The organism is Psychrobacter glaciei, assembly GCF_014652895.1.
GTDB classification, from domain to species: domain Bacteria; phylum Pseudomonadota; class Gammaproteobacteria; order Pseudomonadales; family Moraxellaceae; genus Psychrobacter; species Psychrobacter glaciei.
The window spans coordinates 1,047,432-1,063,220 of record NZ_BMZR01000001.1; the positions used below are offsets into that span (position 1 = coordinate 1,047,432).

The following is a 15,789-nucleotide window of genomic DNA, read 5'->3' on the forward strand; positions in this document are numbered from 1 at the left end:
TATCATGGAACATTATTTTGGATTCGTACCTTCAGATAAATTAAAAGCATTAATCATTGAGGCCGAGCAAGTCATTGCTTCAAATGAGCAAGTGGATTATTACCCGTATCGTGATGCGCTTACGCATCAGACGGCTCGCGACCTTACAGATAACTTATTGGTTGGCTTGGTAGATATTATTCCTAATCCCGAGCGTCAAGCCTCTATGCGAAAAATTGTTGTAACGATTGAGCGTGCGACCGATACTCTACTCAATATTTTATTGGGTAAAGAAAACAATGAAGAAGTGCTTCCTAGCTTTCATTTTCTAAGGGATCGTGCCACATTTATCGACAATGAAGGTGTCAAGCGTATAGGTTTCAAACTGTCAGACTCAGATGCAAAGACCATCGATGAAGGTTTTGCCGCTATTACACCTGAGCATGTGGATAGAGCGAAGTTCAAAACAGCACTCGAAACTGTCAATGAAGAGACGCTTACCCATTTTGTCAGTCGCTTTGCTGAAACGCTGAAGCTCGGCATGATTAAACGTAAGTCTGTGCCAGTTGCCAAAGCCGCCATTGATAAAGGAATGAGCATGGCGCTGAACAAGTTATTGCCAGACCTACCTGATACATCATTGAATCGTTTGGCCAATTATTACCGTCCGTTCATTGTTAAAAAGCCATCATAATAAAATTTATATTTTTATTAAAAAGGTAGTGTTGGGCAAATTTGCTAAAATTTGCTAAAATAGGCGGCACTTTTATCCAAGGCGCAACTCATGACCCAAATTAGTAATCAAGAAATTGAAAAAACCCTACGCAACTCAGAGTGCCTTATCAGCAGTATCGAAGTAGCCGCTGCTTATGAGCGCCTTGCAGCGCAGCTCAACCTACATTATGTGGGTTTAAACCCAATCGTTATGGTCGTTATGAACGGTGGTCTTATCCCAGCCGGTCAACTGCTTACTCACCTTACTTTCTATCATCGCATGCATTATATCCATGCCTCACGCTATCGTGATAACGAAGGTACCAGTGAGCTTGATTGGAAATTTAAGCCTGATGTTAACATCGAGGGCGAACACGTTTTATTGATTGATGATATTTTTGACGAAGGCATCACTCTAAAAGCTATCGTTGAAGAACTGGGTAAAGAAAAGCCATTGTCTATCGAGTCTTGCGTCCTACTCAATAAGCAACACGATCGTAAAGTTGAAGGGTTTGACGTTGATTTTGTGGGTATTGATGTTGCAGACCGTTATGTTTATGGTTGTGGTATGGATTTTCATGGCTACTTGCGCCATCTGCCTGGTATCTATGCAATCAAAGAAGGCAAAATTTAAGTCTTATACTTTAAATGCTTAAAAATATTTGAGTTCTAAAAAAGCATCCAAATTGGATGCTTTTTTATTGCTTAGATTTTATAACTCATACAATGCTCGTATTTTTTCTGTAGGTAGTATGCCTGTATCAGTAACCGTGAAGAAATAATCGAGCTGCCAATTCTGAGTCTTTAAAGCCGTATTACTGGTTGGCTTATCCCAGCTAGGATACACCCTCATACCCATCTTACCTTTTGTAAAATGAGACTGAAGAATATTATGCTTAAGCAAGACATGCTTCGGAAAAACAAACTGACCAAATGTATGATTGTCTTTAAATGTCGTGATTACTAACAAGTCTGGTGATTGATCATATTGGAAAGGTTGATTAATGCCTGTGGTGTCCTTTTCCCAAAAGGTAACGAACTGCCCTATTTTGGTAGTTGTTTGCTTAGCCACTCTACCTCTAGCTGTTTTAATAGCCGACCGAGAGGATAAGGTAAATAATCCTGCTGCGTATTCAGAGTTTTGTACCTCCTGTTTAATCGAGGATACAATGAATTGGTGAGGCTCATAAATGATTTCATTGATATGATCTAGCACACTATCAAAGGTATGCAACTTTAACCTTCCTTTTATACATCTTGTACTTTCATGTCCTGTAATACTTATCTATTAAAGCTTAGAAAACTGTAATGCCAAGCCTGTATGGCGCTCAGTCGGTGTTTTGACAGCACGTTCGAAAGCTTGCTTGGTACTATAAATGGTCACTTGTTGTTTAGCACGGGTCACTGCTGTATAGATAAGCTCTTTACTCAGTAATCTTGCATGACTATTATCAAAAGTAATCGCTACATGATCAAATTCAGACCCTTGTGACTTATGAATGGTCATGGCATACGCGGTGGCGATTACCTCTTCATTTAGTAAATTAACCGCAATTCCTTGTGTTTTATTCTCAAAAAACACTTCTAGTCGGCTTCTATCATTGCTGGTCTGCAGACAAAAACCAATATCACCATTAAATAGCCCAAGCTCATAGTTGTTTTGTAAAACCATAACAGGTCGACCATGGAACCATGTGTTTTGACCCAATGGTAGTTTTAGCTCAGCAAGATGCCACTGGGTGAGATAGTTATTAATATAATGATCGCCCCACTCACCATTATGACCAGCGCTTAAGACTCTAAATTGGTTAAATATTTCCATTAATAGCGTAATAGTACCTTTAACTGAATCTGGCACGAATTTTTCTATTGGATTTTCCAGTAAATTTCGAATTTTATTTACGTAGGGATTGTAATTATGGGTGATTCCTAACAACAATTTTTTATTGCTTAGGCTATTTTTTATTCGGTTATCTAATATAGACTCCGTTTGTAGCGTATTCACATATTGAAAGCTCAACGCTTCATCTTGTCTTAACAACTTCCAAATGGCCTGCGTATCTACCTCTGCTTTGTTAATTTGAGAGGCAAGCTTGCCGATACCTGAATCAGCGCTAAATCGGCGGCTCTCGGTTAGCTCTGCATGAATAGATTGCAGTAGTGGAATACGACAGAGATCAGCCAATACTGCCCCTGCATCTACTGCTGCTAACTGGTTCGCATCGCCCAATAATATCAGCCTTGCACCTGGTTTTACCGCACTCACAAGATAATTGGCCAACTCGACCCCGAGCATCGATGCTTCATCAACGATGATAATATCTTCACCTAATGGATTATCAGCATTGTAACGAGGTCTACCTGTCCGCCCAATGCCTAACAGACGATGAATGGTTTTTGCTTCTTGCAACTGTAGTTCTACATTCGCTGCATCTAAAGCCGCCTGTAGAGACTCTTGCATTCGCTGGGCAGCCTTACCAGTAGGTGCGGCCAATGCCAAACTGGCACTGTCCGTACTGAACCGAATATGTTTATCCCCATCTCCCCCACTCTCTGTCGCTTGTTGCAGCGCAATGACCAATTGAGCCACGGTATATGTTTTACCTGTACCTGGGCCGCCAGTAATAATACTAAACGCATTATTATTCGCAACATTGATTGCCTTCACTTGGTGCTCATGAAGGTTTTCAGGCATTGCTATATGTAAAGGACTTACCTGCTGATTTAAGATATTGTTGATATTTTTTGCTAAATTAAATTCTGCTTGCCAAGCACGGTGTAACCAAAAGGTGAGCGATATTCTTGTTTCATTATCTGTTTCGATTTCTTGTATTTGGTATATGATAGGTCTATTTTTACTTAGGCTATTTTTAATATTACTAGTATTTAGATTAACGTCAGAAAATAACGTATGCTCGTGAATTGACTGAAGGAAAGTCGTTAAGTCCGTGTTTTTTAGGCGCTGATATAGCATAGCAATCGTATCAAACCGTTTGACCATCATCTCTTTTTCATGATTGCTAAGTGCTAGCTGCGCCCATAGCTGAGCTCGTTTACTAAACAAAGTATCTAATGAGCCAAATAATGGTGGCTCAATTGAAGAGTCATCTTTTGATGGCGCGTCTATTTGAGCGTCCATTAATGCGAGTATTGGCGTTGCCATCATCTCTAGTAAGTTCTGCTGCCACGCATATAGTGCGACCAACTCACCATTAATTTGACCTTGTAGCGGCGTGTCATGCTCAGCTGCCTCAATGGTCAATACGGTATGACCCTCATCCAAATGAGTGGCCAACATAACGAATAAAGCCGTAAATAAGCCGTTATCCTCTGCCTTACCGATATGCTTACTCTGAGCCTCTACCTTTATATCTGTCACGTTATACGCTACATGCGTTTGCTGACGACGCAGCAAAATATAATCACTGAGATTACTGGCCCAACTCTCTTGTAAGCTAATGGCTGACTTGCTCTTGTTGTTATTATTACTCATCGCGTGCTTTTCTCTTTTTGATCTAATTAAGTGTTATAACAATTTTTGCCCATCTAATTGTCATATAAAGTTTATTAATCCGGCAGGCCAAATAGTGCGTCTAAACCTTTAACAAAGTCGATGGGAATATCCCAAGTGACCAATCCATAGCAGCCATAATTCTCTAAGTTGTTACTGCTGGGTTTATTATTATCTTGAGAGGTAGTGTCAGCGATTTTAGCATTTGGATCATACACACCGCGTAAAAACACATATTCTACAGCGCCCAAGTACTTATCTTCGTTACCTACATAATCACTAATTCTCATGGTTAGGAATCGATGTAATGCCACTTGATAAATCGCTGCTTGTAACCAATACCCTGCCTTAGACATTGCTTGCTTTAGTGTATTTTCATTATAATCGCTTAGGCTATTTCCTAAAAAATTACTCTTATAATCGACCACATAATACTTGCCAGCATGCTCATACACTAAGTCAATTTCACCACGCAAATAACGATACAGATGAGCTTTGTTTTGTGGCACTAAAGTGACGTGCTTATCTATCTCGTCAGGTAAATACTGTTGGAAAAGCTTACTGATATCCTGTGCTTTAAACCTTTCTGACAGCCCCATGTTGAACTCTAACTCAGCAAATCGCTTACCTTTGCTGAGAGCGATCAAAGGTTGGTTGGAAGATAGTAATGGCGCATGCAGTACCTCTTCAACCCAATTGATTAATGCCTCATGCTTCGTTGTATCTATTGACTCAAGATCAAACCCATCACTATTTCTTTGTTTCTTGCCTTGTGATCTGCGGCTCTGTTGTTCAGCACTACTATATATGAGCGGCAACTGATAGCTACTAATCGCTCTATCAATAACCTGAGACCACTGAGCTTTATTGGTGAAATCTATTTGTTCAAATATCTCATGTAAAAACGTACCGGCATTGGCACCTTTTACAAAGGTAAAGCGGATATCATCTTCTGACTTGAGACTGAGTTCACTGTTTTGTTCTCTAAATTCATCGTTATTAAGTAAAGAGATATTCGAAACTGCAGACTCTGTCATATCAATGTCTATCGCATCATCAATACGCTCATCCACTATTGCCATTGCTTGTGTAGATTCATCTAGCTGACGTGCCAAAGCGGTAAAACTGGTCTTAGCCCAACCATAAAAATAATTGGTTTTCATCACCTCAGCAAATGGCGCGTACTCAATAGCCTCTGTTGTAGGCTTATGAGCATTTGACTTGGTTGCAGCCAACTGAACACTGTCATTTACGCCTGCTGAGTTAGCGTAATTATTGCCATAAAACTCATTAACCTTATGCCCTCTGAGCATGCCTATGGTACCTTTGAGTCTATCAGGTAATTCAAACTTGGCCTCCTTGGAGTCAAACCAATGGCACACTGGTCTTAGGTCACAATCGGTATTTCTATAGGCCTCTTTTAACACTACATAGAGCTGCTCACTGGCCCGAGTAAATGCTACATAGCCAAGGCGGCGCAGCTCATCAAAACCTTCTTGTGTTTCGATATCGGTGTAGTAGCCCTCGACAGTAGCAGATCCTTGCAATGGTGAGAAGCGGCGCTGATTACCCGATTGATTATCTGTCGACTGCTGTACTTCTATCGACTGCCGCACTAGCGCTGAAGGCGCTTGTTGCGCGTTATATAGATACAGCCCATAGTTTTCTTTATTCCCAGACTTCCTACTGGCATCACCCATTCCCAATACATAGACAATAGGGAACTCAAGCCCTTTTGACTTATGAATAGTCATCAATTGCACACCAGACTCTGTCGGTAGCGGATATTGCTTAGCCCAATCACTGTTGGGTGCTGTATCTATCTGCTGTCTGAACCACGCCAGTAGCTCATGCTCACCCATACCGAGGCCATACTGCGCCAAGATGTCCATCACATGACGCAAGTCCATGATATGACGGTCACCTTCTGGATGAGCAGCTAGGGCTTGCCAAACGCCTTGCGGCTGCACAGGGCTTTTATCTAATAAATAATGTAGCGCCGATAATATGCCAAAGTGCTGCCAACGCTGTGCACCTTCTTTTAGATAGGTAATAAAGTCTTGATAGCTTTTTTTAGTATCAGTAACTTCATTAGTTGAGAAGTCTTTCGAATTAGAATGGTTTGAATGGGCGCTTGGCGTACTGCTGCCCTCAGTAACGCCTGACTCATGGTCCGTCATCATGGCTTTGATGTTTTTAATACTCAGTCCATATAGGTGACTGGTCAACACCCGATTAATCATGTCATGACGATACGGGTATAGCATGGCACTCAGTAATGCTGCCACATCCTCTGCCATAATAGTCTCAAAAATACTGACGTCACTGGTGGTCAAGGTCGGCACATTAAGTTTTACTAACTCATCTTCGACCCTTTTCAGATCTTTTTTGGCACGTGCCAGCACCCCAATATCACTTGGCTGAATAGGCTTACCTTTAAGTGTCTGACCACTACTAAGCAAAGTGGCTATATGGCGAGCTGTTATCTCATGTTCATCGTAATCAAACTCTTTGTCCTTGTCATAAGGTAAGTGCAACAAGCTCACTGGCTGAGCAGAAAGCACCTCTGTCACCAGTACATCATCCAGCCTATCTGACGCATTAAACCAAGACAGCTCATATTCCGGCTTTGCTGCTTTGATATGTTGGTAGTGAATCCCAGTACCCAGTTGCGACAGCTTATTCTCAGCAGTTGTTGCATTCGCCATACCAAACCAACAGTTCAATGCGTTAATCACACCCGCATTTGAGCGGCGATTTATATCGAGCGTCCAAAGAGCACTTTTATCAAACTGGGCTTTCATATAGTTATAGTTGGCCACATCACCGCCACGAAACCCATAAATAGCCTGCTTGGGATCACCAACCAATAGCAGAAACTCATGATTGGTTTTCTTAGTGGTTGCCTGCTTATCACTGTCCGACTGTTTACGCTTATTCTTTGGCAAATAGATGCTTTCAATCATAATGGCTTGCTCGCCATTGATATCTTGCGACTCGTCAATCAATGCCACTGGATAGTGATGACGAATATAACGCGCCAGCTTATCTCCTTGACGACCAGTTAATGCTTGGTTTAAGCGTACCATCTGCAAACTAAAGGTCGTCTCGCCGTGCTCTTCTAAAATTACTGGTAGTCTATTACGCACAGCAAGCACAATATGGCGGTTAAGATTGGCTAAAACAGTTATTATGTATTCGTCTAACTTTTTGCTTTGTTCAATATACCGTTTAAAGTCGCGCACGACCTGCAACTCATTGAATATTAAATTAATTCTTTTGCCATCTTGAGGAACACGAAATTGATTACCAATATTGTCAGTTTTTTGAAAAGCCTCAATTAACTTGCTTGTTTTCTTCTTTTTATCAGATACAAACTTATAAGCAGCTGTTCCAAAATCCTGTAATGTTTCAATTATTTTTGGCCAAGTATCTCTATTATTAAATAACTGTCCTTTTGGCACTTCATAGTACTCACCCTCAGGTCTAAAGAAAATATCAAGCTCATCGCTACGTTCAATAATAGTATGTATAAGCCGCTCATAACCATCAAACGAAAAATCACTTGCCAAAATCTCATCAATCGGCGCAGAGATAAAATTAAGCGATCGAGTCACATATTTCTTATGATCGCCAACTGCAGTCAGCTTACCTTGCTGATCCATTAGCGCGTAAAGTTTAGGCTGCTCATAATACAAACGGCTCTGAAACTGACGTAGCTCATCATGGATAATACTGTCAGTCACCTGTTCAATACTGCTGTCTTCAATAATCCCCATACCCTGCTGGTGACCAGTTTCGCTGCTGTACTCCGTCAGCCATTTTTGCGCCAAGCTATCTAGCGTGCCTACGAATAGCTTATCTAGGGTAGTTAGTACTAATGCGGTACGCCTAATAGCTTCCGCCATTGGGTAACTGTACACGTGATCTAGCAAATAACTGACTAGATGCAAGTTAATAGGATCTTGCATAATGCCATCTAAACGCACATATTTGGCCTGATTAACTAGCCAACCTTCACGGTCTTTCTTTGCCTGTTTACGTTTCTCTGCCGCCGCTTGCTTATCAGCAGCAAGGTCTTGATTTAAATCGTCAATACCTGTCTCAACGTTTGCGTCTACGTCTGAATCATTGCCTGCTTGTGCGTCTTTATTACTCTCAGGCATGACTTGTAGTATGTTTGGATAGAGACTCTCTTTGTTGCTAGTATCAGCACTTAGGCTATTGACCCATTGTAATAACTGATAAAAATCTACCAAACGATCGTGGATACGCTGACGCATTTCGGCAGCGGCAGCTCGAGTAAAAGTCGTGGCAATGATTTGCTCTGGCGCACGTCGCGCTTCGATCAGTAGGCGCAGTACAATACCAGTCAGCGTCCAAGTCTTACCCGTGCCCGCTGAGGCTTCAATTAGGTGCTTGCCCGTCAGATCAACATCAACTGCCGGTATGACATCATTTTTACGTTCAGGCACAGCAGATAAAGTCAGCTCATCTGAATATTCATCAAATAAATTCGGTTGTGTAGACAAGTCAATGATATTGGTTGGGTCGGTAAAGTCTGTCATATGGGCGCATACTTTTAATTATTATTTATTAGAACAAGATAGCAAAAACTAATTAGAGGCTGTTCTAGATAATGGGCTAACCATCTAAGTTAGTTAACGCATTAAACATCGGCGCGTATAATGGCTGAGCTAATGTAGTCAACGCTGCTGACAAAGCCTTAAACGCATCTTGGTCACGTAGTACATATTGCCAAATGGCATGCTGCGAGCAAGTATCATATACCGTGTCTGAGTTATAGTTAGGTCTTAACCAGTCCGAGAAGTCGGCACGTTTTGGCCAGTAGCTATTGCCTTCACCTTCTTCAGTTGTTAGATACTTATCAAGGTAATTAAGTGCATATTCTGGTAATAACGTAATGGGCACTTGACCCGTTAATTTGCCAAAAATAGCCCATTTTATCAGCTCAATTACTGCGTCTTCATAGACAATTGGGCTTAGTTTAAATGCGATTACATCTTTATAGTTACTAACTTGCGAGCTGGCCTTATTGAAGCGCCAAAGACTCACGCCATCATTTGATACCACTTGCTCGGCAGTAGTACGTCTGGCCACTTGCCAATACAAATGTGACAACCAAAACTTAAGCAAATGCCTAGGGCTAGCAGAATTGGGCAGTATATTTAACCATTGCTTAGGCGATTGCTGAGCATAAGGCACGCCTGCCTGAATAACTGATATGGGTGCTGATATTGGTACTGAGCCCTTTATCTTAATGACTTTCGGCAACAGCTTAAACAGTGTTTCTATACCCTCTATATTCGTCTGATTACTTGACTCGTTGTCAGTACTACTCAGTATATTTTTTAGTTCTATCTGAACAGGATGTTCGGCGGTTGGCGTCAATAGCTGTAATACTGTAGCGACATCTGCTCCACTCTCGTTGAGAATACTGCTCTCATCAAAGCCATTAGCCATTAATTGCTCTTTGAACTCCAAGCATTGTTGTTGCAGTTTTTTTTGTTGATTGGGTAATGTAGTTTGGCGAGCGACACCAGCGGGCATAATTTTTTGATACATCAGGATTGGAGTGGTACTTTCAGCCGCTGCATCACTATCATTCTTCTTAGCCTCATCAGTAACCAACTGTTTAATCAAATGATCTTTGATTTGATAGGTAGTTAAACTGTTTAAAAATAACGGCTCTTGCTGCGACAGCGCTTCTTCACCTTGCACCACATGCACTTTTTGAGACCGTAAGAACGCTTTGGCAGGGTGGCGCACTTGGTAAGCCAACACCCCTTCAATATCTATCTCTCCGATGTTAAATACGCTATCAGATAAATCTTGGATGAGCGCCTCGGTCATGCTATTGACATCGCTAGCATCAACAACCGTATCTAGCGCCAATAGTTCGACCAACGCAGACAAGGTTTGATTGTCTACTTGACCTAGCTGACCCAAGCCTTGACCAAGCACTTGAGCGATTGACTCATACTGTGACTTTGTGGGTAAGCCGACCAGTTGTCTGTGCTCACTAGACACTCGCCCCTTCAATGTATCAAACACCGCTTGCCAAAGCGGCGCAGGCGGAAACTGTTTTTTCTGAGCCAGTTTGGTTTTGCGCATGGCTCTATTTAATAGAGTATCCAGCTCATCAATCATATCAACAGGGCTGGTATCCTGAGCATTAACCTTAGCATTGGCATCAATATCAGGAGACGCTTGCTCAAAAATATCAGTGCCTTCCATTTCTGTCTCAAACAGACTCTCATGAAAAGGCAATGCAGGATGCTCAGTCACTAGCCACTGCTTAATCAATTTAGGTAAGTAACGCTTGAGACTCTCGGTGGTGGGATCAATATTCTCAGGTAATGTCTCCAGCGAGTTCACCTGCCATTGCACCTCGCCTTGCAAAAACTGTAATAGCTCGCTCACTGGGTTGGCTGGCAGATGCTCATGGGTGTCCGTCAAGCTTTGACCGTTATAGAACATCCAGCAAGCACTGCGCGCACACAGTAGCGCATCTAGAAATGCGCCGTTGTCATCATCTTCACTAACTCTGTCACCGCGGCGTGCATTGGTCGCTTTCATCAAATCATAACGGTTGTCACGATCACGCCCAGGAAACTCAGAGAGATCCATATTGAGCATCACCACCAGCTCAAATGGCACGTTTCTTAGTGCACCGAATCGACCAAAGGTAATCACCCCCGTCGGCTCCGCACTGACCTGCTGACTTTCAAGCTCGTTTTCGATACTGTCTAGCATAAAGCTCAGCTTGAGCGGCAACTGCTCCACACCTGCCAGCCTCTGCTCTACTTCTCTGTTGTCGATATCACCACTAGCGTACTGTCTATAGTGACGATTGGCTCGCAGACTTGATTTAAAACCATTCATCGCATTGTAGATGGCGCGCATGGTACGCGTTTGGTCCACATCGCCAAAGTAGCGATGGATAACTTGTGTCTCAATCTGATCGAGCCAATCTTCCGCTTTCATTTTTTGTGTATGGTCATCACGACGCGCGACCAAGCCAGTATAGATTCGGCAAAGCGCTTCAACGATTATCGCATCATTTAGGCTGACTTGTGGCAATGGCAAGGTCATTTCTGGTAATGCAGTATTTGGCCATTCATCTTCATTTAGAGCATATAAGCAGTTGCTCAACTCAGCCTCTGGCATGACCAGACCTAGGGTCAATCTGTCTAATGCCTGTGCAAAGCTAAAGCGATAGTCGTAATCATTACTGTCCAAAGTTTGCTTAAGATGCAGCTCGTCGAAACCGCGAATAAAGCCTGCCTCTACCAACAAGTCACAGCCACGGCTCATTTGCTCATGAGTCAGTCCAAAGCTTTCAAATAAAGGCGGTAACATGAGCCAGTCTAAGACTTCAGCCGCTTCAAAACGAGCACTATGACTACCCAATAGTTTGTAAAAACCAATAATGGCTTCCCATAACTGGCGAATATCAGCATCAACAACACCAGTCACTTTGGCAGGCAAGGTCAAACCGTCTTGACCCTTACCATTGACGAAGATAGAGCCAATCAGTGCATGATGACGTTCAACATCGGGTAGCAGCACAACAATGTCAGAGATATGGCGTTTTTTCTCACCCAGTTTGATAGGTTCATTCAACCAATGACCAATCATGATACGCAACACTTCAAGCTGACGTTGCAAACTATGACACGAATGAATGCTTAGGCTATTATCCTGCGAAGAGATTGCCCAAAAACGGTCTTTCTCAAAGCGCTTATTCTCTAACGCTTCATCTTCATACCAGGCCGTTGCTGGCTTAGCTTCATCAAAGCTCGACTCTAGTTGCTTGCTCACTGCTTGCGAGACTGTAGCAGCCGTTGCTTGCTGGGTCGATTGCTCATCAAGCATTAACACATCGTTCTGTAAACGCTTTAACAAACTTGGACTATTTTGAGCGCTAGTAGCATCATCAATATACTCAGCAGCAACACCATTATTAGAACCAATGCTCAGCGTATCATCAAAATTATCTTGCCATTCAACCAGTGCATCGTCGTACTGCTCATTACCCGACAAGTTGGCAAGCATGGCAAAAGCATCACGCGATTGCTTCCCTAGACGCGACAACAAACTGTGTCCGTAATCACGCAAAAACACACTTTCAGGATTAATAATCTGCTGACGCTGTAACCAAGACTTATCGACGATATCTGCCCAAAACAGCTTTGATGGATTGTAATGCAATAGCGTGATATTCATGTATTGCGACAGACTCTGCAAAAAGTCTAACTCGGTCTGTGGCAGTTGCTGGATAGTAAAGATACGCAGTATGGTTGGCAACTGGTCACGCTCATTTGCCTTGTTATTTTTTAAGGCCGACCAAAATGCGCGCTCAAGTGCCACACGGTGTAGATGAACATCAGCGAATAAATGCGACCACAAGAATCTTTGGGCAACTTCCAACTCAACATAATGCTCGACCAACCACTCAGGCGTGCCACGCGCATATTTATCAAAGCGCAGTGACAGTGCATCTTTATCTGCTATCAACTCATCCACATTCAGCGGTTTATTATGTGACCATAATGCCAACCAGTCCTCACGATGGGTCAAATAGCGGTTAAACACTCTTGCCAAATCGCTTGCCAACTGCCAAATACGGGCATCTTGTTGCGCCTTATCCTGTCGTACATTGTCCTGCTGAGCATCTGCCTGCGGTTCATTAATCAAAGACGCCAGTAGTGGATTGACTGGATGCTTCTCATCTTTAACAATCGACTCTTGATAGTAAGTCAAATACCCAAACAATCGCCATTGCATTACTGTCGGTGACAACACCGCCACTTCGGGTACATTCAGAGTTTGCGCTTCAGGATTTTGCGTTAGTAAATAAGCATTATGGCGACTCAATACATCTTGCATCAATGTCCATTGATACTGTCCCCAGAACTTAGTACGCACCAATGTACTAATACCAGCGCGACTGGCAATGGTTTTATCCAACCAGTCACCTAATACCATTGAGGGCACAATGACAATAAAAGGCTCAAAAACAGGCTGATCCTTGGACTGGTATTGTACAAGCAATTGATCAACAAGGTTTTCGGTACGGTGCGATTGAATTATTTTAAACATAGAAGGGCAATCTGATTGGAATAAGGGTGAGATACTAAGATTGATAAAAAAGGTTTAATTTATAGATGGGATGTCTGTATCCAATTTCACAAACGCTATAAAACGTCCAGACAAAACAAAAATCAATACTCATCAATCCATGTTTGATGGTCGTTACTGTTATGCATTTCTGCTAGCATGAGGGCCATAAACAAAAACAACCATAGTAGCAAATTCTATATAGCCATTGATGACGTTGACATGCCGAACTCGCTATCAGTGTGCCATTGATGGTTATCGTTTACTAGTGTAGATGCCGACATTATAATAAGCTTGCGACATTTAGTGTCGTTTTATACTATCATTCATATTTATTATGAAATAATTTCATTGCGGTTTTTAAATTGACCTTTACAACCTGTATATAAATAACACTTTCTATTGACGAGATTACTTAATATTATGCCATTGCGTCCCATTGATGCCATTTTTGTCCATCCAAAACAACGCTTATACGTCGTGTATTATCGAGGTGAGTTGTGGCAATTGCCACGTATGAAAATCGATGACAGATCATGGCAGAACAGACGACCCTATAAGGACGATAGTAGCTCACTTTACCTGAGTATTCATCAAGCTATCAGCGATCCTCTACTTGCGCAGAAATTGAGAACGCTAGATCTACCTGTGGCGGTACGTGGTAGCACGTTGCCACGTTTTGAAGCATGGTGGGAGGCACATGGGTTTAAATGGTTAAAAGACAGACTATTAACAGGTGAATCACCACTAGCAGCGCATACTAAGACAGGCGCTATCAATAATGGCGAAACTGACTCTACTGCCCCGCTAAACAGCAAGTCACCCTCAGTCAATAACAAGAGCACTGGACAGCAGAGCCGTGTGCAAAATAGCGATACTAAAAAAGCACGCAAACAAGATGATAACTTGCAAGCAAAGGATGTGTTTGCTGATATGCTGGCAGACTTGGTAGAGGAAGTGTTGCATAAATAGCTTTATATTTAGCAGAAAATCACTCACTATATGCCATTTGAAGATTTAATTAAATCCACTAAAACAAGAACGATAATATATGAAAGACTACAAGCTGCTATTGGCTGGCCTGCTTTTGCTGCTGCTGATTATACTTATCGCTGTCTTTACTTGGCTGTGGAGTAGCAACCGTAAAAACATAGACCCGCTGCCCATTATGGCAAGCGAGAATGAACCAATGACTGAGACAACTGAAGACGATGCTAAGGCTGCCAGCGATAGCACTTTATATGTGCAAGTAGAGGACAGTTTGCAAACCCCACTAGACCATGTTATCACTCGCTTTAAAACCCGCTATCCGCATGTGCAGGTGTTGGCAAGCTATGTACCTTCGACAGCGCTTTTGACTTTGCCAGAGGGCAATACTAATGGTATGTCTGTTATCAACAATACCGATATAATTATTGCTGATGATGGTCTGTCAGTCGAGCAACTGTCACCCTTACAGACCCAGATCGACGTCGAGCAAGGCAAGCACAACCAGCGCAAAGCTAAGACTGATAGTGCCGCTCAAGATAACTCTGATAGCATGAAAGCAAATAAAGTTGCGAGTGAAACAGATGTTGCTAAAGCTGTAACGGATAATACTGAAGCACGTCGCCTGAATTCTTTTAGCTATGCTATAAAAGACACACAAAAAGTTGATGGTGTCATTTTAACAAACAACCCTGCTGCCATCAGCTTTCGCAACTTTTTGCTTTCAAGTGTAGGGCAAGACATATTGAAGACATATGATTATGAAAACATCAGTGGCTACAAAAACAGCGTAAATGACTTGTTCAAACCAACATCACGGGCAAAAAAAGCAACAGGCAACAACCCAGTGGATGTCTCTGATGCCCTAAGCAACAGCGAATAAATTTAAATTGTCTCTATTTTTCTTTTCCTCATTGCTTTTGTACAGGCTTTTTTTTACAATAGCACTCCATAATGCGCCTATAGCTCAACAGGATAGAGCAGTTGCCTCCTAAGCGATCGATCCGAGTTCGAGTCTTGGTGGGCGCACCAACGAATATTATCAGAAGCAATCGAAAAACCCCATAGCGTATACGCTGTGGGGTTTTTTGATTGTTTAATATATTACATCCTAGCTTTATATAACTTACGATACCTTTGCATAACAGGGTTAAATCATCATAATACCGTTTTTCGAACTCAAAAGGTGACACCTAACCAATCGTACTATGCAGTCGTTTTTTATTGAACCAACCTACCCACTCAAGAGTTGCCAGTTCAGCATCATTAACCCCATTCTAGCTCTCTTTTAAATAATGCATCACCTCAGACTTATAAAGCCCGTCGACCGTTTCAGCCAATGCATTGTCATATGAATCGCCAGTCGTGCCGACAGAAGCGATAATGCCAGAGTCAGTCATACTAGAAGTGTAGCGGATGGATAGTCGCCTGCTACCTCTATCAACATGCGAACG

General features: G+C 42.3%; 8 protein-coding genes, 1 tRNA gene and 1 pseudogene. 5 read left to right on the forward strand and 5 right to left on the reverse strand.

Annotation, left to right across the window (positions count from 1 at the left end):
* Positions 1–4 precede the first annotated feature (4 nt).
* Both IE130_RS04295 and IE130_RS04300 read left to right on the forward strand, forming a co-directional pair.
* Positions 5–673: a hypothetical protein gene (locus IE130_RS04295; RefSeq protein WP_189582129.1), complete on the forward strand. Its 669-nt coding sequence runs from the start codon at positions 5–7 to the stop codon at positions 671–673.
* A gap of 90 nt (positions 674–763) precedes the next feature.
* Complete coding sequence (locus tag IE130_RS04300; protein WP_189582132.1) at positions 764–1,327, forward strand: hypoxanthine-guanine phosphoribosyltransferase; 564 nt, start codon at positions 764–766, stop codon at positions 1,325–1,327.
* A 78-nt stretch (positions 1,328–1,405) separates the two neighbouring features.
* Here the strand turns inward: IE130_RS04300 and IE130_RS04305 are convergent, their stop codons facing one another.
* The 4 genes from IE130_RS04305 to IE130_RS04320 all read right to left on the reverse strand — a co-directional run bounded on the left by IE130_RS04305 (position 1,406) and on the right by IE130_RS04320 (position 13,330).
* Entirely contained in the window at positions 1,406–1,927 is a 522-nt protein-coding gene (locus IE130_RS04305) for a MepB family protein (RefSeq protein ID WP_189582135.1), read from the reverse strand.
* A gap of 54 nt (positions 1,928–1,981) precedes the next feature.
* On the reverse strand, positions 1,982–4,186 hold the full coding sequence (gene recD / locus IE130_RS04310) for an exodeoxyribonuclease V subunit alpha (RefSeq protein WP_189582138.1): 2,205 nt from the start codon (positions 4,184–4,186) through the stop codon (positions 1,982–1,984).
* Positions 4,187–4,260: 74 nt separating this feature from the next.
* Positions 4,261–8,772 (reverse strand): UvrD-helicase domain-containing protein, encoded by a 4,512-nt coding sequence (locus tag IE130_RS04315; RefSeq protein ID WP_189582141.1) that lies wholly within the window; start codon positions 8,770–8,772, stop codon positions 4,261–4,263.
* A gap of 76 nt (positions 8,773–8,848) precedes the next feature.
* Positions 8,849–13,330, reverse strand: coding sequence for an exodeoxyribonuclease V subunit gamma (locus IE130_RS04320; protein WP_189582144.1), 4,482 nt, complete (start codon positions 13,328–13,330; stop codon positions 8,849–8,851).
* 441 nt (positions 13,331–13,771) lie between these two features.
* Here IE130_RS04320 and IE130_RS04325 point away from each other — a divergent pair, with 441 nt between their 5' ends.
* The 3 genes from IE130_RS04325 (at position 13,772) to IE130_RS04335 (ending at position 15,367) form a co-directional block, all read left to right on the forward strand.
* A complete protein-coding gene (locus tag IE130_RS04325) occupies positions 13,772–14,320 on the forward strand; it encodes a hypothetical protein (protein WP_189582146.1) in 549 nt (182 codons plus the stop codon).
* A gap of 79 nt (positions 14,321–14,399) precedes the next feature.
* Entirely contained in the window at positions 14,400–15,218 is an 819-nt protein-coding gene (locus IE130_RS04330) for a hypothetical protein (protein ID WP_189582150.1), read from the forward strand.
* A gap of 73 nt (positions 15,219–15,291) precedes the next feature.
* Positions 15,292–15,367, forward strand: a tRNA-Arg gene (locus IE130_RS04335).
* 164 nt (positions 15,368–15,531) lie between these two features.
* On the opposite strand, the pseudogene IE130_RS14160 reads toward IE130_RS04335, so the two are convergent.
* Positions 15,532–15,783, reverse strand: a pseudogene (locus IE130_RS14160) (integrase core domain-containing protein); the annotation flags it as partial.
* Positions 15,784–15,789: the final 6 nt, after the last annotated feature.